This window comes from Cryobacterium sp. AP27, from assembly GCF_056680495.1.
Map to the genome: position 1 here is coordinate 796,716 of NZ_CM155285.1, position 22,361 is coordinate 819,076.

General features: G+C 66.9%; 20 protein-coding genes. 17 read left to right on the forward strand and 3 right to left on the reverse strand.

Annotated elements, in window-relative coordinates; all coding sequences use genetic code 11:
- Nucleotides 1-56 precede the first annotated feature (56 nt).
- The 4 genes from nusA to rbfA all read left to right on the forward strand — a co-directional run bounded on the left by nusA (nt 57) and on the right by rbfA (nt 4,932).
- The gene (nusA, locus tag AC1MB9_RS03655) at nt 57-1,067 is read left to right on the forward strand and encodes a transcription termination factor NusA (RefSeq protein ID WP_479963685.1); all 1,011 of its coding nucleotides are present in this window, start codon (nt 57-59) and stop codon (nt 1,065-1,067) included.
- Between the two features lie 8 nt (nt 1,068-1,075).
- The gene (locus tag AC1MB9_RS03660; RefSeq protein WP_479963686.1) at nt 1,076-1,333 is read left to right on the forward strand and encodes a YlxR family protein; all 258 of its coding nucleotides are present in this window, start codon (nt 1,076-1,078) and stop codon (nt 1,331-1,333) included.
- A 76-nt stretch (nt 1,334-1,409) separates the two neighbouring features.
- Entirely contained in the window at nt 1,410-4,319 is a 2,910-nt protein-coding gene (infB, locus tag AC1MB9_RS03665; protein WP_479963687.1) for a translation initiation factor IF-2, read from the forward strand.
- A 130-nt stretch (nt 4,320-4,449) separates the two neighbouring features.
- On the forward strand, nt 4,450-4,932 hold the full coding sequence (rbfA, locus tag AC1MB9_RS03670) for a 30S ribosome-binding factor RbfA (RefSeq protein ID WP_479963688.1): 483 nt from the start codon (nt 4,450-4,452) through the stop codon (nt 4,930-4,932).
- A 208-nt stretch (nt 4,933-5,140) separates the two neighbouring features.
- Here the strand turns inward: rbfA and AC1MB9_RS03675 are convergent, their stop codons facing one another.
- Entirely contained in the window at nt 5,141-6,040 is a 900-nt protein-coding gene (locus AC1MB9_RS03675) for an HhH-GPD family protein (RefSeq protein WP_479963689.1), read from the reverse strand.
- Between the two features lie 23 nt (nt 6,041-6,063).
- On the opposite strand from AC1MB9_RS03675, the gene AC1MB9_RS03680 reads away from it, so the two are divergent.
- Nucleotides 6,064-6,669, forward strand: a complete 606-nt coding sequence (locus AC1MB9_RS03680) for a nucleoside/nucleotide kinase family protein (RefSeq protein ID WP_479963690.1) — start codon at nt 6,064-6,066, stop codon at nt 6,667-6,669.
- A gap of 49 nt (nt 6,670-6,718) precedes the next feature.
- Here AC1MB9_RS03680 and AC1MB9_RS03685 read toward each other — a convergent pair whose 3' ends face one another.
- Complete coding sequence (locus AC1MB9_RS03685; protein ID WP_479963691.1) at nt 6,719-7,726, reverse strand: ketopantoate reductase family protein; 1,008 nt, start codon at nt 7,724-7,726, stop codon at nt 6,719-6,721.
- A 210-nt stretch (nt 7,727-7,936) separates the two neighbouring features.
- On the opposite strand from AC1MB9_RS03685, the gene truB reads away from it, so the two are divergent.
- The 7 genes from truB (at nt 7,937) to AC1MB9_RS03720 (ending at nt 15,260) form a co-directional block, all read left to right on the forward strand.
- Nucleotides 7,937-8,896, forward strand: a complete 960-nt coding sequence (truB, locus tag AC1MB9_RS03690; RefSeq protein ID WP_479963692.1) for a tRNA pseudouridine(55) synthase TruB — start codon at nt 7,937-7,939, stop codon at nt 8,894-8,896.
- Nucleotides 8,893-9,261: a hypothetical protein gene (locus tag AC1MB9_RS03695; protein ID WP_479963693.1), complete on the forward strand. Its 369-nt coding sequence runs from the start codon at nt 8,893-8,895 to the stop codon at nt 9,259-9,261. The genes truB and AC1MB9_RS03695 overlap by 4 nt, the downstream gene beginning before the upstream one ends.
- Before the next feature lie 43 nt (nt 9,262-9,304).
- Nucleotides 9,305-9,751 carry a hypothetical protein gene (locus AC1MB9_RS03700; protein WP_479963694.1) on the forward strand — a complete coding sequence of 149 codons (447 nt, stop codon included), beginning with the start codon at nt 9,305-9,307 and terminating at the stop codon, nt 9,749-9,751.
- Nucleotides 9,748-10,695, forward strand: a complete 948-nt coding sequence (locus tag AC1MB9_RS03705; protein WP_479963695.1) for a bifunctional riboflavin kinase/FAD synthetase — start codon at nt 9,748-9,750, stop codon at nt 10,693-10,695. The genes AC1MB9_RS03700 and AC1MB9_RS03705 overlap by 4 nt, the downstream gene beginning before the upstream one ends.
- 146 nt (nt 10,696-10,841) lie before the next feature.
- Entirely contained in the window at nt 10,842-13,277 is a 2,436-nt protein-coding gene (locus AC1MB9_RS03710) for a transglycosylase domain-containing protein (RefSeq protein WP_479963696.1), read from the forward strand.
- A gap of 101 nt (nt 13,278-13,378) precedes the next feature.
- On the forward strand, nt 13,379-14,026 hold the full coding sequence (locus AC1MB9_RS03715; RefSeq protein WP_479963697.1) for a ScbR family autoregulator-binding transcription factor: 648 nt from the start codon (nt 13,379-13,381) through the stop codon (nt 14,024-14,026).
- Nucleotides 14,027-14,042: 16 nt separating this feature from the next.
- Complete coding sequence (locus AC1MB9_RS03720; protein ID WP_479963698.1) at nt 14,043-15,260, forward strand: MFS transporter; 1,218 nt, start codon at nt 14,043-14,045, stop codon at nt 15,258-15,260.
- An 11-nt stretch (nt 15,261-15,271) separates the two neighbouring features.
- On the opposite strand, the gene AC1MB9_RS03725 is transcribed toward AC1MB9_RS03720, so the two are convergent.
- A complete protein-coding gene (locus AC1MB9_RS03725; protein ID WP_479963699.1) occupies nt 15,272-16,213 on the reverse strand; it encodes an ROK family protein in 942 nt (313 codons plus the stop codon).
- A 141-nt stretch (nt 16,214-16,354) separates the two neighbouring features.
- Here AC1MB9_RS03725 and AC1MB9_RS03730 point away from each other — a divergent pair, with 141 nt between their 5' ends.
- Genes AC1MB9_RS03730 through AC1MB9_RS03750 form a run of 5 tightly spaced genes read left to right on the forward strand, consistent with a single transcriptional unit; the run spans nt 16,355 to nt 22,332 of the window.
- Entirely contained in the window at nt 16,355-17,305 is a 951-nt protein-coding gene (locus AC1MB9_RS03730) for a sugar-binding transcriptional regulator (RefSeq protein WP_479963700.1), read from the forward strand.
- Nucleotides 17,306-17,357: 52 nt separating this feature from the next.
- A complete protein-coding gene (deoC, locus tag AC1MB9_RS03735) occupies nt 17,358-18,371 on the forward strand; it encodes a deoxyribose-phosphate aldolase (protein ID WP_479963701.1) in 1,014 nt (337 codons plus the stop codon).
- An 11-nt stretch (nt 18,372-18,382) separates the two neighbouring features.
- Entirely contained in the window at nt 18,383-19,915 is a 1,533-nt protein-coding gene (locus AC1MB9_RS03740; RefSeq protein WP_479963702.1) for an aldehyde dehydrogenase family protein, read from the forward strand.
- A complete protein-coding gene (locus AC1MB9_RS03745) occupies nt 19,912-20,775 on the forward strand; it encodes an aldehyde dehydrogenase family protein (RefSeq protein ID WP_479963703.1) in 864 nt (287 codons plus the stop codon). The genes AC1MB9_RS03740 and AC1MB9_RS03745 overlap by 4 nt, the downstream gene beginning before the upstream one ends.
- A 45-nt stretch (nt 20,776-20,820) precedes the next feature.
- The gene (locus AC1MB9_RS03750; RefSeq protein ID WP_479963704.1) at nt 20,821-22,332 is read left to right on the forward strand and encodes an SDR family oxidoreductase; all 1,512 of its coding nucleotides are present in this window, start codon (nt 20,821-20,823) and stop codon (nt 22,330-22,332) included.
- The last annotated feature ends 29 nt before the right edge of the window (nt 22,333-22,361 follow it).

Genomic DNA, 22,361 nt, shown 5'->3' on the forward strand with positions numbered 1-22,361 from the left:
AGGTGAGCCCGCTGCGCAGTTTCGCGGCGGCAAGATCTGAATAGAGGAGGCCGGCCATGGACATCGACCTCAGTGTTTTGCGGCAATTGGAGCGCGAGAAAGAGATTCCCTTCGAGGAACTCGTGCAGATTATTGAGCAGGCAATCCTGACGGCCTATCTGAAGCACACCCACCCGGATGAGCCCACGAAACAGGCAGCCATGGAAGAGGCGGGAGTACGCGTTGTACTCGACCGCAAGAACGGGCACGTAGACATCTACGTTCCAGAGCACGACGAAGACGACAACGTCATCGGTGAAGCCATCGACAACCCGACCGACTTCGGTCGGATCGCGGCATACGCGGCCAAGCAGGTCATCAACCAGCGTCTTCGCGACCTCGCGGATGACGCCGTTCTCGGTGAATTCAAGGGGCGCGAAGGCGACATCGTCGCCGGAATCATCCAGCAGGGTCCCAACCCGCGCATGATTCACGTTGACCTCGGCACGATCGAGGCGATCATGCCTCCCGAGGAGCAGGTGCCGAGCGAAACCTACGTGCATGGGGCGCGCATCCGCGTCTTCGTCACGACGGTTGCTCGTGGACTCAAGGGGCCGCAGATCACTGTTTCGCGCACGCACCCCTCGCTCGTGCGCAAGCTTTTCGCGCTCGAGGTACCGGAAATCGCCAGCGGCATCGTGGAAATCGTCTCCCTGGCCCGTGAAGCAGGACACCGCACCAAGATCGCCGTTCGGGCCACCGAAGCGGGCGTGAACGCCAAGGGTGCCTGCATCGGTGAACTGGGTCAGCGTGTTCGCGCCGTCACCAACGAACTCAACAACGAGAAGATCGATATCGTCGACTTTTCCCCCGACCTGGCCACCTTTGTGGCCAGTGCACTCTCACCCGCCAAGGTGACGAGCTGCTACGTCATTGATGAGTCGATCAAGGCCGTGCGCGCCCTGGTTCCGGACTATCAGCTTTCTCTCGCCATCGGAAAAGAGGGGCAGAATGCGCGCCTCGCGGCCAAGCTGACGGGCGCCAAAATCGACATTCAGCCGGACAGCATTCTGGAGGATGCCGATTAGGGGGTACGATGGACTCCGTTAGAACGTGCATTGGATGCCGTTCGCGCGCCGCACGTTCTTCACTCATGAGGATCGTCGCCCGTGAGCCTGAGATCGTGGTGGATGAAACCGCCACTCTCCCCGGCAGGGGCGCGTGGTTGCATCCGACAGTCTCGTGCTTTCACGACGCACAGAGGCGACGCGCCTTCGGGCGTGCCCTTCGCGTGACCAGCTCGCTGGACGCGAAACAACTAGAGAACAGGCTGACTTGGCTTATGGATAACTAATGAGCGGCTCGAAATGAGACCCGTCCGTTACTAACGGCCTGCCCCTTTCCGGGTGCAGGCCCGGAACAGGAGAATTGTGGCTGCAAAACCACGCGTACACGAGATCGCCAGCGAGCTCGGAGTCGACAGCAAGGTTGCTCTTGCCAAATTGAAAGAAATGGGCGAGTTCGTTAAGGGACCGTCCAGCAGCGTTGAACCCCCGGTGGCCAGACGGCTTCGTGCCGCACTGGAAACCGAGAGCGCGAACGCCAAGGCCGCCAACACGGCCGCTGCCGCCCCGGCCGCAGCGACCACGGCAACGGCCGCCACGACCGCTCCCGCACCGAGCCCTCGTCCGAGCACGGGCGTCAAGCCCGGCGCGGTCAAGCCCGGCGCCATGAAACCGGGTGTCAAGCCCGGCTCACGTCCTACCCCCGGCGCGCCCACCCCTCAGCCCGCCGTAGCAGAGCCGGCCGAAGCAACAGAGGCCGCGCCGGTTCCCGTCGCGCCCCTGACGGTTGCCGAGCGTCAGGCGCAGGCAACTGAGAAGGCCGCGGCCGCCGAAAAGGCAGCCGCAGCCGACAAGGCAGGAACCGACGCACCAGAGACCAAGCCCGACACCGAGACCCCCGCCGCGAAGACCACGGGCGGCTCGGCCACCCCGGTCAAGCCCGGTGCGCCTCGCCCCGGAGCGGCCCGTCCGGGCAACAACCCGTTCGCCAGCAACCAGGGCATGGGCCAGCGTCCCGCTCAGCCGTCGCGTCCGGGCAACAACCCGTTCGCCAGCGCCCAGGGCATGGGCCAGCGTCCGGCTGCGCCGTCGCCGAGCAACATCCCCCGCCCGGCGGCTCCTCGCCCCGGAGCCCCTCGCCCCGGCGGACCCGGCCAGGCCGCGCGTCCGACCGGTTTCGGTCAGCGCCCCGGATCGTTCCAGCGTCCCGGTGGAGCACCGGGAGGCGGCGGTGGCGCACGCCCCGGTGCACGTCCCGGTGGGGCACCGTCCGGTGCACCCGGATTCGGCCCGCCTCGCCCCGCCGGTGGCGGCGCTGGTCGCGGTCGCGGCCCCGGCGGTGGAACCGCTGGTGCGTTCGGTCGTGGTGGCGGAAAGAACAAGGCACGCAAGTCGAAGCGCACGAAGAGAGCAGAATTCGAACTGCGCGAGGCCCCGTCGCTGGGTGGCGTGAGCGTACCCCGCGGCGACGGTGGAACCGTTGTTCGTCTGCGTCGTGGTGCCTCGATCACCGACTTCGCCGACAAGATTGACGCGAGCCCCGGAAACCTCGTTACCGTGCTGTTCCACCTCGGTGAGATGGCAACGGCATCCGAGTCCCTCGACGAGGCCACGTTCGACGTGCTCGGCAGCGAGCTGGGCTATAAGATCCAGATGGTGTCGCCTGACGATGAGGACCGCGAGCTTCTGCTGGCGTTCGACATCGACATCGACCAGGAACTTGAAGACGAGACAGACGAAGAACTTCAGATTCGTCCTCCCGTCGTCACGGTCATGGGCCACGTCGACCACGGTAAGACCGCACTGCTCGACGCGATCCGTAACGCCAAGGTCGCCGCAGGCGAAGCGGGCGGCATCACGCAGCACATCGGTGCCTACCAGGTCGTCACCGAGCACGAGGGCATCGACCGTGCCGTCACCTTCATTGACACCCCGGGCCACGAGGCGTTCACCGCCATGCGTGCTCGTGGTGCTCAGGTCACCGACATCGCGATCCTTGTGGTCGCCGCCGATGACGGCATCATGCCGCAGACGATTGAGGCACTCAACCACGCACAGGCCGCCGACGTGCCGATCGTGGTTGCGGTCAACAAGGTCGACAAGCCCGGCGCCAACCCGCAGAAGGTCCGTCAGCAGCTGACCGAGTTCGGCCTGGTCGCCGAAGAATACGGCGGAGACGTCATGTTCGTCGACGTGTCGGCCAAGAACAAGACCGGTATTCAGGAAATCCTGGACGCCGTGCTGCTGGTAGCGGATGCCGGACTCGACATGCGTGCGAAGCCCGACAAGGATGCTCGCGGTGTGGCCATCGAGGCCAAGCTCGACAAGGGTCGCGGCGCCGTCGCAACCGTGCTCATCCAGTCGGGAACCCTGCATGTCGGGGACTCGATCGTGGCGGGAACCGCCTACGGGCGTGTTCGTGCCATGGCCGACGAGAACGGCAACGCGGTCCTTGCGGCCACGCCGTCACGCGCCGTCCAGGTGCAGGGCCTCTCGAGCGTTCCTCGAGCCGGCGACACCTTCCTGGTCATCCAGGAAGACCGCACCGCGCGTCAGATCGCTGAGAAGCGTGAAGCCGCCGAGCGCAACGCACTGCTGGCCAAGGCTCGGAAGCGCATCAGCCTCGAAGACTTCACCCGTGCACTCGAAGAGGGCAAGGTCGAGTCGCTCAACCTCATCATCAAGGGTGACGTTTCCGGTGCCGTCGAGGCACTGGAAGAGTCGCTCCTCAAGATCGAGGTCGACGATTCCGTGCAGCTGCGCATCATCCACCGTGGTGTCGGTGCGGTCACCGAGAGCGACGTCAACCTCGCTACCGTCGACAACGCCATCATCATTGGATTCAACGTTCGCCCCGACACGAAGGCACGCGAACGTGCCTCTCGCGAAGGTGTGGACGTGCGCTTCTACTCCGTCATCTACTCCGCGCTCGAGGACATTGAGAGCTCCCTCAAGGGAATGCTCAAGCCCGAGTTCGAAGAGGTGCAGAGTGGTGTCGCCGAGATTCGCGAGGTCTTCAGCTCGTCGAAGTTCGGAAACGTCGCCGGCGTCATCGTTCGCTCCGGAACCATCACCCGAAACGCCAAGGCTCGCGTCATCCGCGACGGCGTCGTGGTGGGGGACAACCTGGGCATCGAATCGCTGCGTCGCTTCAAGGACGATGTCACCGAGGTCCGTACGGACTTCGAGTGTGGTATCGGACTGGGTAAGTTCAACGACATCCAGATCGGCGACGAGATCGAGACGATCGAATTGAAGGAAAAGCCGCGGGTCTAACTCCACGGTCCAGGGGTCTCCGCTCGATTGTCCACCGGGCAATCGGGCGGAGACCCCTGGTGTTTAACGCCACACTGAAGTAATGCAACGGTGAATCACCGCAACCGCAGTTTGATAGAAGGAGAAAGTCATGGCAGATCCGGAACGCGCGAGAAAGATGGCGGACCGCATCAAGGTCATCATCGCCAAACGTCTGGAACGCGGCCTGCGCGACCCTCGCCTGGGCTTCGTGACCATCACCGACGTGAAGGTGACGGGCGACCTGCAGCACGCCTCGGTTTTTTACACCGTGTACGGTTCGATCGAGGAACGCACCGACAGCGCCGCAGCTTTGAAGGCCGCGACCGGCATGATGCGCAGCGAGGTGGGCAAGAACATCACCGCGCGGCTGACCCCGTCGATCGAGTTCATCGCGGATGGGATCCCCGAGAACGCCGCGCTGATCGACGACCTGCTGCGCGAGGCGCACGAACGTGACTCCATCACGGAGCGCGACGCCGGCACGGCCACCTATGCCGGCGAGGCCGACCCGTACGTGAAACCGCGTGACTACGAAGCCGACGAGGACGCGGATCAGGACGACGACACCTCTGACGAGTCCGTCGCAAAGTAGATAGACCCGCGTCGACCCTCACAACGGCGTCGACATCCGGTGGCCTCCGGTTGCTACTTCAGGAGATCCTGGCCGGCAACCAGAGGCCACTCGTGTTTCACTGGGCCGGTATCCGCTAACACCGGCAATCTGAACTGGCAACCACCACGACCCCAAACACCACCCCGGATGCGCGGGGCCGGGGGTGCGTGCCAGCCGGGGGTGCGTGCTAGCCGGGGAGGGTGTAGCCGCCGGCAGGGTCCGAAACGGCGAGGCCGTCGACGATCAGGCCGGCAAGGGCCCGGTCGCGTTGCACGGCATCCGCCCACAGGCCGGTGATCTCCGCCGGCGTCACGGGACGATGCGTGGAACGCAGCTCCGCCATGATCAGGCCGCGAACCTGCCGATCACTGCCCTCGAACTTCTTCTGCACGGCCTTGCGGGCCCCCGCGTAAGCCGGGTAGCCGAGCGCCCGCCAGGCGCAGGAATTCCGCACGGGACACTCGGCGCACTTCGGGGACCGGCTCGTGCACACGACGGCGCCGAGCTCCATCGTCGCCGCGTTGAACACGGCCGCTTCGACCGGGTCTTCCGGAAGCTCCGACGACATCAGCTCCAGGTCGCGCGTGCGGCTCGGCGGGGCAGGTTCGCCCTGGCCGCTGACGGAGCGGGCCAGCACCCGGCGCGTGTTCGTGTCGACGACCGGATGCCGGTGGCCGAACGCGAACGCGGCCACCGCCCGCGCGGTGTAGTCCCCGACCCCGGTGAGAGCGAGCAGGGCGTCGACGTCCTCCGGTACGCGGCCACCGTGACGCTGCGTGATCTGCACGGCCGCTTCGTGCAACCACAAGGCTCGCCGCGGATACCCGAGCGACGCCCACGCGCGAACGGCCTCGCTCGGCGGCACCGCGGCGAGGTGCGCGGGCGTCGGCCAGCGTTCGAGCCATTCGGTCAGCCGGGGGATGACCCGCGCGACAGGCGTCTGCTGCAGCATGAACTCGCTCACCAACACGCCCCACGGGGGAAAACCGTCGCGTCGCCAGGGCAGGTCCCTGGCGTTGGAACGAAACCACTTATTGAGCATCGGGCTCAGCGAACCGGACTCGGTGGTGGGGGCTGTAACGATCATCCGTTCTAATCTAGGCTCGATTCATGAGGCTTCCCTCCACACCGCGCATCGAATTTCTGCGAACCCTCGCGGAGGAGATCCTGCACAACTATGGGAAGGGCCGCACCGTCCTATCGGTCGACGGCACCGACGAGTCCGGACGCGCCCGATTTGCGCACGACCTCGCCGAGGTGCTGCGCGAAGACGACGAGCGCACGGTCTTCACCGCCTCCCTGCGGTTCTTTCAGCGCTCGGCGGCGGAACAAAACCGGTTCGGCCGACCAACACCCGAACGGCACTACCGCTTCGGTTTCGACTACTCGGCGCTGCGGCGGGTGCTGGTGGAACCGTTCCGGCTCGACGGCAGCGCCGGTTTCGTCACCGAGCACTTCGACCCGGACCGCGACCGGTGGATCGAACCGACCTGGCGCACGACGTCACCCGACGCGATCCTGATCGTGGAGGGCCCGTTCGCCAACCGGTCCGAGCTGCACGACCTGTGGCTGTACAGCATCCTCGTGGAGAGCGAACCGGAAACCGCGGCAGACAGCCTGTACCTGGCCGAGGTCGCCCCGCGCACCCTCGTCGATGCGGTGATCGACAACACGGATGCCGACGCCCCGCGCCGCCTGCTTCTCGACAGCTGCTGATCCCCGGCTCGCCCGCCGTGACCGGCCCGAGCGACGCCCGGAAACGGCCTCAGGAGCGGCCGAGCACGGCGAAGCGCGCGAGCACCGCGGCCACCGGAAGGCTGCTACCGGCCGCCTCCACCTCGTGGACGAGTGCCGTGAGCATCGCGTTGACCGGGGCGCCCATCCCCACCAGTTCCGCCTCGCGCACGACGGCTCCGTTGAGGAAATCAATCTCGGTGGGCTGCCCCCGCAGCAGGCTCTGCAGGGTGGAACCCCGGTTGGGCACCCGGCCCATCCGCGCGCGCATGCCGCGGGGGAGAATCTGGCCGGCCCACAAAGGCAGTCCCGAGAAGATGCGCAATCGGCGATCGTCGAGCTTCTGCAGCGCGCCGAACCGCACGCCACGTCGCCGTGCCACGCGCACGGTCTCGCGCATGCTCGCCGTGAGCACCCGTCGCAGCCGAGGGTCGTCGACGACGTCCTGCACGCTGAGCCCGGTGATCGCCGGCAGCGCGTTGAGCATGTTCACCACGAGCTTGGTCCACTGGGCGCCGACGAAGTTCGCGATCGGGCGGGTGCGCAGCGGCTCGCCGAGCACCGCCTGCCAGCGCATCGTCTCCGCGTCGACCGGCCCGCTTCCCCGGCCGAGGTAGCTCGGCGCGGCCGTGGTCACGCTCACGTGCCCCGGTTCGGTGTAGTTGGCCGCCACGATCACGAGCAGGCCGAAGCACTCCGAATCGGGCAGGAGTTCGGTCGCCGTGCGCACCCCGAGCAGTCCGTTCTGCACGACGATCACCGGGCATCCGTTCAGGAACCCGGCGTTGTCGGCGATGGCCGCGGCCGCGTCCTGTGCCTTCGTGCAGACGAGCGCGAGCTCGGGCGTTACGGTGAGGCGCTCCAGGGCCAGGGGATGCGCGTGCGCCTCACCGAAGGCGCCGCTCAGCCTTATGCCGTCCCGGCAGATCGCGGCGAGGGTTCCGCCGCGCGCGGTGACGGTGACGTCGTGCCCCGCGACCTCGAGCAGGGTGGCGAACGTTCCGCCCAGGGCGCCGGCGCCGATCACAGCAATTCGCATGACTTCAGCCTAGGGCGGCGCCGGACGGTGCCGGCGCGAGGGAAGTGCCCCGGCGTGACTGGTACTATTTCCCCTGTGAAAGAGACATCGAGGGACACGTTTCCGGCCCCCCGAGGCGGCTGCTGACGACATGTTCGACACGCCGCCCGCCACACCAGACCTGACGTCCGCAAACCCGCTGCGCAACGCCGCGACGTCGCCGGTGACGGCATGAAGCGCCCCGAGTCGGTTCGCAGCGGCCTGCTGCTTGTCGACAAGGCCCAGGGCTGGACCAGCCACGACGCCGTAGCCCGCACCCGCCGCCTCGCCGGCACCCGCAAGGTCGGCCACGCCGGAACCCTCGACCCGATGGCAACCGGACTGCTCGTTCTGGGAGTGAACAGCTCCACCCGCCTGCTCACCTACGTCGTCGGTCTCGACAAGGAGTACCTCGCCACCATTCGCCTCGGCGCATCGACGACCACCGACGACGCCGAGGGGGAGGAGCTGGAGCGGGCATCCGCCGAGGCGATGGCTTCGGTGACGGCCGCCGCCGTCGCCGCCGGTATCACGGTCCTGACCGGCGACATCAGCCAGCGGCCGAGCGCCGTGAGCGCGATCAAGGTGGACGGCAAACGTGCCTACGCCCGCGTGCGCGCCGGCGAAGACGTGCAGCTCACGGAACGTCCGGTCACGGTCAGCTCCTTCGAGCTGATCTCCAGCACCGCGGTGGACGGTTTTCTCGACCTCAAGGTGCGGGTCAACTGCGGCTCGGGAACCTACATTCGGGCGTTGGCCCGCGACCTCGGCGATACGCTCGCCGTCGGCGGGCACCTGACCGAGCTGCGCCGCACCCGTATCGGCCCGTTCCGGATCGAATCGGCGTCCCCGCTCGAGGAACTCGACGTCGCGACGTCGCTCATCGCCCCGGCGGATGCCGCGACCCGACTGCTCGACCGGCTGGACCTCACCGAACAGCAGGCGATCGACCTCGGCCACGGCAAACGCGTCGACGTGACCATGCCGCCGGAGGGCCGGGGACCCATCGCCGCCATCGCGCCGGACGGCCGGCTTGTCGGCCTCGTCGAAATGCGCGGCGGCCAGGCCAAGTCCATTCTCAACTTTCCGCCCGACGAGCCCGCCGCACCTGCCGCGACGCCGGGAACAACGCTCGCGGGGGAAAACGCATGATCGAATGGCTCACCTGGCTGCAGCTCGCCGTAGCCATTTCGGCCGGGCTCCTGTGCGTCATCCTCGGGTTGGCGGGTCGTAAACCAACGGACCTCACCATGGGGGCGACGGCCCTCGTCGAGGTACTGCTGCTCGTGCAGTTCGTCGCCGCCATCGTGGCGCCCCGGCTGGGAAACACGGCCACCGGGAGCGTACTGGAGTTCTACACGTACCTGGTCAGCGCCATCCTGCTCCCCGTTGCGGCCGGATTCTGGGCTCTGGTGGAACGCGGCCGGTGGAGCACCGTCATTCTCGGTGTCGCCTGCCTGGCGGTCGCCGTCATGCTGTACCGCATGATGCAGATTTGGACCGTGCAGGGACTCTGAACCGGTGCCGACCCGCCTCGGAAACTGCGATAATTACCAAGCCATGACACAACAGCAGACCGAATCGACGGCCCCGACACGACGAGTGACCGGCATCGGCCGACTCCTGATCGCCGTCTACGGCCTGTTGGCACTCGCGGCCACGGGCCGGTCCTTCGTGCAGATCGCTGAGACGTTCTCCGACGCTCCGCTGTCGTACTCCCTTTCCGCCCTCGCCGCCGTGGTGTACATCGTGGCGACCATCGCGCTCGTTCGGCGCAGCCCCGGCTGGTACCGCGTGGCGTGGATCACGATCAGCTTCGAACTGCTCGGGGTGCTGCTGGTGGGAACTCTGAGCCTTCTCGACCCGGCCCTGTTCCAGCACAAGACCGTCTGGTCGGTCTTCGGGCGCGGCTACGGATTCGTACCGCTGGTGCTTCCCCTGCTCGGCATGTGGTGGCTCGCCCGCCATCCTGCGGCGGCACCACCGGAGCCGGTGATGCGCGCGTGAAGACCTACTACGGAACGTCGGGCGTACCGTCCGACTGGACGGACTCGGCCGTGTGCATCGGCAAGTTCGATGGCGTGCATGCCGGCCATCGCGCCGTGATCACCGGGCTGAAGACACTCGCGGCGGAGCACGAGCTGGCGGCGGTCGTCGTGACGTTCGATCGGCATCCGCTCGCCCTGCTGTCACCGGAACACTGCCCGGATGCCCTTGTCAGCCTCGAGCAGAAGCTGGACCTGCTCGCGGAGACCGGCGTCGACGCGACCCTCGTACTCGGTTTCGACCGGCAGCTCGCCGGACTGGAGCCGGAGGAGTTCGTCGCCTCGATTCTTGCCTCCGCGTTGCGGACCAGGTTCGTGCTCGTGGGCCGCGACTTTCGTTTCGGCGCCAGGGGCGCGGGCGACGTGCAGCTGCTCATCGAACTCGGCGCGAAATACGGCTTCGAGGTGCGACTGATCGAGGACGTGAAGCCGCGCCAGGACCGCCGAGTGTCGTCCACGTGGATTCGCAACCTGCTCAGCGAGGGAGACGTGGCGACCGCGACCGAGATGCTCGAGCATGTGCCCGCGATGCGCGGCATGGTCGTGCACGGTGCCGCCCGCGGCCGGGAACTCGGATTCCCCACCGCGAACCTCGCTCCGGATTCGGAGGGCTTCACCCCGGCCGACGGCGTCTACGCCGGGTGGCTGAGGGATGCCGGTGTCCGATACCCGGCGGCCATCTCGATCGGCAACAATCCCACCTTTGAAGGTGTCGAGCGTCGCCAGGTCGAGGCCTACGTTCTCGATGAAACCGACCTGGACCTGTACGATCACGTCGTCGATGTGTCCTTCGTCAGCCGGATTCGTGGCATGGTGGCCTACTCCGGTATCGAACCGCTGATCGAGCAGATTCGCGACGACGTCGAGCGGGTGCGCGAGGTTCTTGCGGCACAGCCCCACGCCTAAAGTCCGACCGACCGGTTACCCCATTCTGAGGGGGTAAATTGGAGGCATCGGGTGCGGCGGCTGCGTCGCGCGGAATGGCTGCGTAGAGTGGATGGGCGGCAGGGGGATCTGCCGCACGGTGAAGCGCGAGTACGAGGGATAGTGGCATGGACGAGGATTTTGGCTCAGGTCCCGGCAGAGTACGACGGTTCGGGGGAGCCGTCGGGGGACTAATCGGCCTCCTCTGCATGAGCGCCGTCGCCGGTCTGCTCGTGACGGTGGCCGTGACGCCCGCCCTCGCACTCTCCGGTATGACCGCGACCAACACCATCAGCATGTTTGAGAACCTTCCCGGGTACATTGCACTGGATCAGCTGTCTCAGAAGAGCAATGTTTATGCCAGGCAGAGCGACGGAACCCCGGTGCTCATGGCCTCGTTCTATGAGCAGAACCGGGTCGAGGTCGGGTCGGACGCCATCAGCCCCTTCGTCAAGGACGCCGTGATTTCGAGTGAGGACCCGCGTTTCCTGGACCACGGCGGCATCGACCTGCAGGGCACCGTCAGCGGGGCCGTGAGCACGTTCGCCGGCGGCGACACACGCGGCGGGTCATCCATCACGCAGCAATACGTGAAAAACGTCCTGGTGCAGAAGTGCGAGGCCATGGACGATCAGGAAGCCAGTCGGGAGTGCTACGCGAGCGCCACCGAGATTTCCGCCGCCCGAAAGCTCAAAGAGATGCGCCTGGCGATCGGCATGGAGAAGGAGTATTCCAAGGACGATATCCTGCGCGGCTACCTCAACATCACCGGTTTCGGGGGAACGGTCTACGGCATCGAGGCCGCAGCCAACTACTACTTCAACACGAGCGCCCTGGACCTCACCCTGCCACAGGCGGCGAGCCTCGTCTCCATCGTCAACAACCCGGTGCGGTACCAGCTGGATCGCCCGACCAGTGCAACCAACGGCGCGGCCAACGGATACGCGGCCAACAAGGAGCGCAGGGACTACATCCTGCGCGAAATGCTCAAGTACGACAAGATCACCCAGGAAGAACACGATGCGGCCGTCGCCACCGTCATCGAACCGGTGATCACCCCGCCCAGCACGGGATGCCAGACCGCGGGAGACAACGCCTTCTTCTGCGACTACGTCACACGCGTGCTGAAAGCGGATGCCACGTTCGGTGCCGACGCCGAGGCACGGGCCGCCAACTTCCGGCTCGGCGGTTTCGACGTGTACACGAGCCTCGACCTCGACGTTCAAGCGGCCGCGGTAGGGACCATGAATCGCAATGTGCCCAAGACCTACGGCGCCGGCGACATCGGCGGTGTCATCTCCAGCGTGCAGGTGGGAACCGGCCGCGTGCTCGCCATGACGCAGAGCAAGGACTACAGCCAGGACCCGGCGGTCCTGGCGACCGGCGCCAATTACACCAGCCTGAACTACAACACCGACAAGAACATGGGTGGTTCGAGCGGATTCCAGCCGGGATCAACCTATAAGGTCTTCACCCTGGCCCAGTGGCTCAGCGACGGTCACGCGCTCGGCGAACGGGTCGACTCGGCGCGCAAGGCCAATTGGGGAACCTTCCAGGACCGGTGCCTCGGCCCGCAGAATTACAACAGTCAGGGATGGAATCCCCGCAATGACTCGCTCGGCGAGACCGGCGCCCACTACAGCGCACTGGAATCCACGATCAACTCTTACAACACCGGTTTCATCGGCATGGCCAAACGCCTCGACCTGTGCGACATCAAGGAACGCGCCGAATCGTTCGGCATCCACCGCGCAGACGGCGATCCCCTCCTGCAGAGTGCGGCGACGGTCATCGGCACCAATGAGATCGCGCCCCTTTCCATGGCCGTGGCCTTCGCCGGGATCGCGAACAACGGTGTGACCTGCAGCCCGATCGTCATCGACCAGATCATCGGTGCCGACGGCGCGGAGCGTCCCATCCCGAAGTCGACGTGCGAGGCATCCGTCGAGCCCTCGGTCGCAGCGGGTATGGCCTACGCCATGCAGCGCGTCATGACGAGCGGCACGGCGCGAGCGTCGTACTATGCCACGTCCCCGCGCGTACCGATGATCGCCAAGACGGGTACCACCGACTCCGGCGCCGACACCTGGATGACGGGCGCCAGCACCAAGGTCGCGACGGTCGCCGGCGTGGTGAGCCTCACCGGCAAGCTCAGCCAGCGCGCGCTTCGCTTCGACAGCGGGCGGGTGTCGGAGGCACGGCATCGCATGTGGCCCGATGTCATGGACGTCGCCAACGCCAAATACGGTGGCGATGCCTTCGCCGATGCCACATCCGACGTCATCTACGGGGTGCCGGTGGCCGTACCCGATGTGCGCGGCATGCAGCTCGCTCAGGCCCGGTCCACCCTGCAACGCGCCGGATTCGGTTTCGCGCACGGCGGCGCGATGACCTCCGACATGCCGGTCGGCACCGTGGTTCGATCCGACCCGGCCAGATCCGCCTTCAAGGGCAGCACGATCACCGTGTTCACGAGCAGCGGTGTTCCGGAGGTCGTGCCGGAACCGGCGCCCCCGACCCCGGAGACACCGGGACCGACCCCGGCGGCGCCGCCCGGCGGCTGAACCACCAACGGGTGAACCGAAGAAGTGCCCGGCCGGGCCGGTAATTCGGCCGCGCGCGGCTCGGGCAGCTAATCTTGCAGCAGGCACGATCGAGGAGTGGCATGGCACAGCAGGAACGAGCAATTGAAACACGCGCAGCAATTATCCGAGGGGCCGCCTCGGCGTTTGAGGCTCGCGGGTACGGAAGCACCTCCCTCGCGCAGGTCAGTGCGGCGGCCGGAGTGACGAAGGGTGCGCTGTATTTTCACTTCGACTCCAAGGAAGCCCTCGCGGTCGCCATCATCGACGCGCAGCATGAGGCATCCGCTGCCATCGGTCGCTCGCTGCTGGCCGACGGGGTGCCCGGGCTGCGCGCGCTGATTGTCATGTCCCTTGAGCTGGCGCGCCAGCTGCATGAAGACCCGATTGTCAGCGCGGGCGTGCGCCTCACCATCGAGGCCGCGAACTTCGAAACGCCCGTCGCCGGTCCGTACCTGGGCTGGATGGAAGCAAGCGAAGAGTACCTGCGCCGCGGCATCGCAGAGGGTGAGATCTCGGCCGACATCGACATTTGCGCGATGGCGCGGTTCCTCGTCTCGGCCTTCACCGGTGTGCAGGTCGTCTCCGACATGCTCACCGGCCGGGACGACATCGAGGATCGGCTGATCGACATGTGGGCCTTCGTCATGCCGTCGCTCGTTCCGGTGGATCGTTGGCTTGAAATGAAGGACCTGCCCACGCGCATTCGCGTCGAACGCGCCGCGGCGTGATTCGCCGGCTGGCGGTATGAGCGCCAGACGCGGACTGTTCTACGGCCGCACCCTCGCATTCGTCGGGATTCTGCTGGTCGCTGCGAACCTGCGCACGGCCGTCGCCGCGCTGTCGCCGATCGCGAATCAGATCGATGCCGATATTCCGCTGAGCGTTGCGACGCTGGGCGTTCTGGGCATGCTGCCGCCCGTGTGTTTCGCCCTGTTCGGCGTCTTCGCCCCCGTCTTCACCCGCCGAATCGGGCTTGAAGGCCTTCTGGTTGTCGCACTGCTCGCCATTCTGCTCGGGCATCTGGCCCGCGGTCTCTCCGTCTCGGCCGTTGGCCTGCTTCTGGGGAGCGCCCTCACGTTCGCGGGTCTCGGAATCGGCAACGTGCTGTTGCCGCCGCTGGTCAAGAAGTATTTTCCCGACCGCGTCGGCATCCTCACCTCGCTCTACGTCACCGTGGTGGCGATCAGCACGCTCTTTCCCGCACTCGTGGCCGTGCCGGTTGCGGATGCCGCGGGCTGGCGAACCTCCCTCGGCATGTGGATGGTGCTCGCGCTCGTGGCCCTGGTGCCGTGGACGACGATGCTGGTGCGGCACCGGATCGGAACGGTGCCGACCCCGGTGCTCGACGAGGCCGACCCGGTTGTCCTCGGCCGGATCTGGCGGTCCTCGGTAGCGTGGGCCATCGCGGCCATCTTCGCGATTTCCGCGCTCAACGCGTACGCGTTCTTCGCGTGGCTCCCGCAGCTGCTCCGGGACAGCGCGGGGCTGACCGCCGCCCAGGCGGGCGTGCTGCTGGCCGTCTACGCCGGGATGGGCATTCCGGGGGCGTTCCTGATTCCGGTGCTGGCCGCCCGGATGAAGAACGTGGGACGGCTCGTGTATCTCGGTGTCGGCTTCTTCGTGGCGGGGGACCTCGGACTGCTGCTCGCACCCGAAACGCTCACCTGGTTGTGGGTGGTGTTCGCCGGGCTCGGGCCGCTCCTGTTTCCGCTGGCCCTCGTGCTCATCAACCTGCGCACACGCACCCACACGGGCTCGGTGGCGCTGAGCGGATTTGTGCAGAGCATCGGGTACCTGATCGGCGCCCTCGGCCCGCTCCTGTTCGCGCTGTTGCACTCGGTCAGCGGCGGCTGGACCTGGCCGTTGCTCTTCCTGCTCGCCATGGCGGGTGTGGTGCCGGTCGCGGCGGCCGTCATCTCCCGTCCGCACATGCTCGAAGACGACCTGAACCGGCCCCGCTAGGCCGCTGTCGCCTACGGCACCAGCGACGCGCGGTGGATGAGAGCCGCGGCGCCGATCAGGGGCCCGTCGCCAGACAGGGCCGAGGGCACCACCTGCACCCGGGTCGCGTAGGCCAGTTGGGTGCGCAGCGCGATCGCCTCGCGCGCGAATCGGAACAGGTCGGGCGTCACCTGGGAGAACCCGCCGCCGATGGCCACGACATCCAGGTCGAGGAGAGTCGTCGCGGCGGCGATCGCCTGCCCGAGGGCGCGGCCGCTGCGCTGAACGGCGCGCATCGCAATCGCGTCCCCGGCCGCATAGGCCGCGGACAGATGCTCCCCCGTTTCGCCCGTCCACCCCTGACGCCGGGCCCAGGCCACCGTCTTGGGTCCGGATGCGATGGCTTCGAGGCATCCGGTTCCGCCGCACACGCACGGATCGTCGAATCCGCCGACCTCGATGTGTCCCACATGTCCGGCATTGCCGGTGGGGCCGCTCACGGTGTTGCCGTCGAGGATGAGTCCTCCGCCGACCCCGGTCGACACGACCATTCCCATCACGTTGTCGAAGCCGCGCCCGGCGCCGACCCAATGTTCGGCGAGGGTGATGCACAATCCGTCCATTCGGAGTCGCACCGTGGTCTCCGGAACGACGGCCTGCACGAGGTCGCGCAGCCCGAAATCGCGCCAGACCGGCAGATTGAGCGGGGAGACGGCGCCGCCGGGCAGATTGATGGGCCCGGCGCACCCGATGCCCACGCCGAGCAGGGCGGATTCGGCGGGCAGGTCGGCGAGCGTGCGGGTGAGTACGGTGGTCACGGCGGCAGCGAGGTCCTCGCTCGTGGCCCCCTGGCCGGTCGGCGCGCGATGCCGGGTTCCGGGAACCAGGACGCCGAGACTGTCGACGAGGGCGGCTTCAACCTTCGTGCCGCCCACGTCAATGGCAAGGGCGGGATGTGGGGGAGTGTTTTCCATGCTCAGAGCCTAGGCTGTGCCCGGCCGCGGCGCGACGTGCCGTCACCGCTTCTGCTCATCTGAGCATATTCTGCAACGTCTGTTGATTGCGGGCGCGGAGCAACCTAGGCTGGCCTGAGGACAGCGGAAAGGCACGGACGTATGAGCGACATCGATGAGCTTCTCTCCATTCGGGCCGCCGAGCTCTATTACGAGGAAAACCAGACGCAGGACGAAATCGGGGTCGCTTTGCGCATCACCCGGTGGAAGGTGGGACGCCTTCTCGCCCAGGCCAAGGCCAACGGCTTCATCCGCATCGAAATCGTGCACCCGCGAGCGCGCCGTCTGCCCATCGAACGCAAGTTGCGCGAGAGCACCGGCCTCACCGATGTCATCGTCGTCTCCTCCTCCGGGGTCTCCAACGACGACGAACTCCAGACGCGCACCGCCCAGGCCGCCGCCGACTACCTCACCGGACTACGGCCGGTTCCCGGCACCCTCGGGATCAGCTGGGGACGCACCCTGCACGAAGTATCCCTCAGTCTCAAGCAGGGATGGGCACCGGGTGTCAATGTGGTGCAGATCAACGGCGGCGTGAGCCTCAACCAGCATGCGGGAACGGCGGCGGCCACGGCCGTCATGATCGCCCAGAAGGCCAAAGGAATGGCCACCCTGCTCCCCAGCCCGGCAATTTTCGAGCACCGCGAAACCAAACGCGCCATCGAATCCGATCGCACCGTCGCAGCGGTCCTGGAGCAGGGTGCCAGCGCCAGCGCCTACCTCTACAGCGCCGGACAGGCCGACGAGAACTCGGCGCTGGTCGACAGTGGCTATCTCACCGTCGCCCAGATCGATGACCTCGTGCGCAAGGGCGCGGTCGGCGACATTGTGGGCCGCTACATCGATAAGACCGGACGCATCGTCGACCCGGATCTCGATGCGCGTACCGTTGGTATTCAACTGGAACAGTTGCGGCGCGCCCCGCACGCCATCGCCGTCATCTCGGGACGGGCCAAGCACCGGGTTGCCCGGGCCATCGTGGACAACGGCCTCTGCACTGTGCTCGTCACGGACGAGGACACCGCCAACGCACTCCTCGGCACCGGCGAATGAGCCTCACGCCTGCACCCGGTGCCGAACCAGACTTTCAGAGTAAGGACAAGCAATGACGACCACTAACCTGGTACCCGCCCAGCTGGCCCAGCGTGCGCACTCCCTCATCGGCGGGGAAGCCACCGATGCGAACCTGCGTCGGTACCTGCACGGTATTCCCGGCATCGACGCCGTGGGCCTCGAGGCGCGCGCCGCCGACCTCGGCAGTCGCTCGATCAAAACCAGCTCGAAGCGCTGGGCGATCGACACGATCATCGGCCTCATCGACCTGACGACGCTCGAGGGCGCAGACACCCCCGGCAAGGTGCGCTCCCTCGTGAGCAAGGCGCTCATCCCCGACCCGGGCGATCCCGGATGCCCGCGGGTCGCTGCCGTCTGCGTCTACGGCGACATGGTCGGCACGGCCGTGACCGCCCTCGGCTCCGCCCATGCCGCCGGAACCGCCGCCGGTGTGAACGTCGCCGCCGTCGCCACCGCCTTCCCCAGCGGCCGGGCATCCCTTGCGGTCAAACTGCTCGACGTCGCCGACGCCGTGTCCGCCGGCGCCGACGAGATCGACATGGTCATCGACCGTGGCGCGTTCCTCTCCGGCCGGTTCGGTCAGGTCTACGACGAGATCGTGGCGGTGAAGGACGCCTGCCGTCGCGGCGACGGAACGTCCGCCCACCTCAAGGTCATCCTGGAGACGGGCGAACTCAACACCTATGACAACGTGCGCCGCGCGAGCTGGCTCGCGATCCTCGCCGGGGGAGACTTCATCAAGACCTCCACCGGCAAGGTCGCCCCGGCGGCGACCCTGCCCGTGACCCTGTCCATGCTCGAGGTCGTGCGGGACTGGCACCGCCTCACCGGCGAGAAGATCGGTGTCAAACCGGCCGGCGGCATCCGCACGTCCAAGGACGCCATCAAGTACCTCGTCACCGTGGCGGAAACGGTGGGCGAGGAATGGCTCCAGCCGCACCTGTTCCGGTTCGGCGCGTCGAGCCTGCTCAACGACGTGCTGCTTCAGCGCCAGAAGATGACCACCGGGCACTACTCCGGCCCCGACTACGTGACGATCGACTAAGGACCTTCCCCATGAATTTTCTTGACTACGCCCCCGCCCCGGAGTCCCAGGCCATCCTCAACCTCAAGTCCGAGTACGGCCTGTTCATCGACGGTGACTTCACGCCCGGTCGCGGAACCCCGTTCCAGACCATCTCCCCGGCCACCGAGAAGCAGATCGCCATGATCTCCTCCGCCGACACCGCGGATGTCGACCGTGCCGTGGCCGCGGCACGTCGCGCCTACGACCGCACGTGGTCGCGCCTCTCTGGCAGCGACCGCGGTAAGTACCTGTTCCGCATCGCCCGGCTCGTGCAGGAACGCGCCAGGGAACTCGCCGTCGCCGAAAGCCTCGACAACGGCAAGCCCATCAAGGAGACCCGCGACGTTGACGTGCCCCTCGTCGCCGCCTGGTTCTTCTACTACGCCGGCTGGGCCGACAAGCTCGACCACGCCGGCGCCGGGCCCAACCCCGCGGCCCTCGGCGTCGCCGCCCAGGTTATCCCGTGGAACTTCCCGCTTTTGATGCTCGCGTGGAAGATCGCGCCCGCCCTCGCCGCCGGAAACACGGTGGTGCTCAAACCAGCCGAGACCACGTCGCTGACGGCCATGCTGTTCGCCGAAATTCTGCAGCAGGCGGACCTGCCCGCCGGTGTCGTCAACATCATCACCGGCGCCGGAGACACCGGTTCGGCGCTCGTCAACCACCCCGACGTGAACAAGGTCGCCTTCACCGGTTCCACCGCCGTCGGACGCGCCATCGCACGCTCGGTGGCCGGCACCGACAAGAAGCTCACCCTCGAGCTCGGCGGCAAGGGCGCCAACATCGTCTTCGACGACGCACCCATCGACCAGGCCATCGAGGGCATCGTTCGTGGTGTGTTCTTCAACCAGGGCCATGTGTGCTGCGCGGGAAGCCGCCTGCTGGTACAGGAGAGCATCCACGACGAGGTGATCGACCGGTTGAAGCAGCGGCTGTCCACCCTCCGCCTCGGCGACCCCCTCGACAAGAACACCGACATCGGCGCCATCAACAGCGCCGCGCAGCTCGCGCGCATCACCGAGCTCTCCGACATCGGCGACCAGGAAGGAGCCCAACGGTGGAGCGCCGACTGCGCCATTCCCGAAAACGGCTTCTGGTTCACGCCGACGATCTTCACCAACGTGTCGACGAGTCACCGGATCGCCCGCGAGGAGGTGTTCGGTCCCGTGCTGTCCGTGCTCACCTTCCGCACCCCCGCCGAGGCCATCGCCAAGTCCAACAACACGCCGTACGGTCTCTCCGCCGGTATCTGGAGCGACAAGGGGAGCCGCATCCTCGCCGTCGCCGACAAACTGCGTGCCGGCGTTATTTGGGCGAACACGTTCAACCAGTTCGACCCGGCAAGCCCGTTCGGCGGGTACAAGGAATCCGGCTTCGGACGCGAGGGCGGCCGCCACGGTCTCGCCGCGTACCTCAAGCCCTCGGCTCGTCCCTCCGTGCGCGCGGCGCCCAGCCCGTCGCCGTCAGCCGAAACCGCCGCATCCGTCAAGAAGCCTGTAGCCGGAAAGAAGGCCACCAAGTGACCCGCCTCAGCATCCCCAAGACCTACAAGCTCTACATCGGCGGAAAGTTTCCGCGCAGCGAATCCGGACGGGTGTACGAAGTCGTGTCCAACAAGGGTGAATTCCTCGCCAACGCCGCGAAGGCCAGCCGCAAAGATGCCCGCGAGGCAGTCGTCGCCGCCCGCGCGGCCGTCTCCGGCTGGTCCGGAGCCACGGGCTACAACCGCGGACAGGTGCTCTACCGCATCGCCGAGCTGCTCGAAGGACGTCGAATCCAGTTCATCGACGAAATCGTGCATTCGGAGGGCGTGAGCGCCCAGGCCGCCGCCGCTCAGGTCGACGAAGCCATCGACCGCTGGGTCTGGTACGCCGGCTGGGCCGACAAGTACGTTCAGGTCGCCGGCAACGCCAACGCCGTCTCCGGCCCGTTCTTCAACATTTCCGTGCCCGAACCCACCGGAGTCGTCGCCATCATCGCGCCGCAGGGCAGCGGCTCGCTGCTGGGACTGATCAGTGCCGTGGCCCCCGCTCTCGTGGCCGGCAATACGGTTGTCGTCGTCGCCCACGAAACGGCGCCGCTCGCGGCGATCAGTCTTAGCGAGGTTCTCGCCACGAGCGACGTTCCCGGGGGTGTCGTGAACATTCTCACCGGTTCACCGGCCGAAATCGCACCCTGGCTGGCGAGCCACGCCGACGTCAACGCGCTCGACCTGGTCGGGGCGGAACACCTCGACTGGGTGGAGTTGCAGATCTCCGCGGCCGACACGCTCAAGCGCGTTCTCCCGCCGGAATCCGGAGCGGATGCCGCGGCGCCCGCCCTCGCGCGCATTGTCGCATTCACCGAAACCAAAACGGTGTGGCACACGAAGGCAGTCCTGTAGATAAACCCGTTCGAATTCCAAGGGGCAGCCGCTAGGCTGCCCCGCATGACTTCTCGACGCGTACTTGTCACCGGCGCCACCGGATACATCGGCGGACGTCTCGTTCCCAAACTGCTCGAAGCCGGATTCAGCGTGCGCGTGCTCGTGCGCACCCCGCTGAAACTGCGTGACGTGCCGTGGGCTGACCAGGTCGAGATTTACGAGGGAGACCTCGGCGACCCGGCCTCCCTCGAGTCGGCGTGTACCGCTGTGGACGTGCTGTACTACCTCGTGCACTCGATGGGCGCCTCCGGTGACTTCGAGCAAACGGAGCGCGTCGCCGCGCGGAACGTCGCCGTGGCGGCCGCCGCCGCGAACGTCTCCCGAATCGTCTACCTCGGCGGACTGCACCCCGACACCGACGAACTCTCCGCGCACCTCCGCTCACGCATGGAGGTCGGTCGAATCCTGCTGCAATCCGGCGTTCCCACGGCGGCGCTGCAAGCGGGTGTGGTGATCGGGTCAGGGTCGACCTCCTTCGAGATGATCCGCCACCTGACCGATGTGCTGCCGTACATGCCCGCACCGCAGTGGGTGCGCAACAGGATCCAGCCCATCGCCGTGCGCGACGTGCTGTACTACCTGCAGGCCTGCGCGGACCTGCCCGCCGACGTGAACCGCACCTTCGACATCGGTGGCCCCGACGTGCTGCGCTACGGACAGATGATGAACGGGTACGCCCTCGAGGCCGGCCTCAAGCAACGCGCCATCGCCGCATTGCCGGTGCTCACCCCGTGGCTGGCATCGCAGTGGGTCAACCTCGTCACTCCCATTCCGCGAAATCTTGCCATCCCCATCATCGCGTCGCTGCAATACGACTGCGTCGTGCACGAGCGAGACATCGACGAGTACATCCCGGCTCCGCCCGGCGGACTGACCGGCTACCGCCGCGCAGTCCGCCTCGCCCTCGGTCGGATGCGCGACGGCGACGTCGAGACGAGCTGGCGGAACTCGTCCATCGAGGGCGCGGCCAGCAACCCGCTGCCCAGCGACCCCGACTGGGCCGGTCACGTCGCGTACACGGACCTGAGGGAGAAGAGCACCCCCGCGGCACCCGCAGACCTGTGGCGGGTGATCGAAAGCATCGGCGGAGAAAACGGCTGGTATTCCTTCCCTCTCGCCTGGGCCGTTCGAGGCCTCATGGACAAGGTCGTCGGCGGCGTCGGCCTTCGACGAGGCCGACGCAACCCCGACCACCTGCACAGCGGTGACGTGCTCGACTTCTGGCGCGTCGAGAAGATTGACCACGGCAGGTTCCTCCGGCTGCGCGCCGAGATGCGCGTTCCCGGCCGAGCGTGGCTCGAAATGACGGTGACCCCGGCACTCGACGGTGGATCGCTGTACCGCCAACGCGCGATCTTCTTCCCCCGCGGCCTCGGCGGGCGACTCTACTGGGCCGCCATCCTGCCGTTCCACGGCATTATTTTTGAGGGAATGGCCACTCGGATCACGGCCACGGCGGCGACCGAAGCGCGCAGCGACGGCGCGAAGATGCGCAGCACGTCGGCCGCGTCGTGACCGCGGAGGGTCTGGTGGCCTACCCCCCG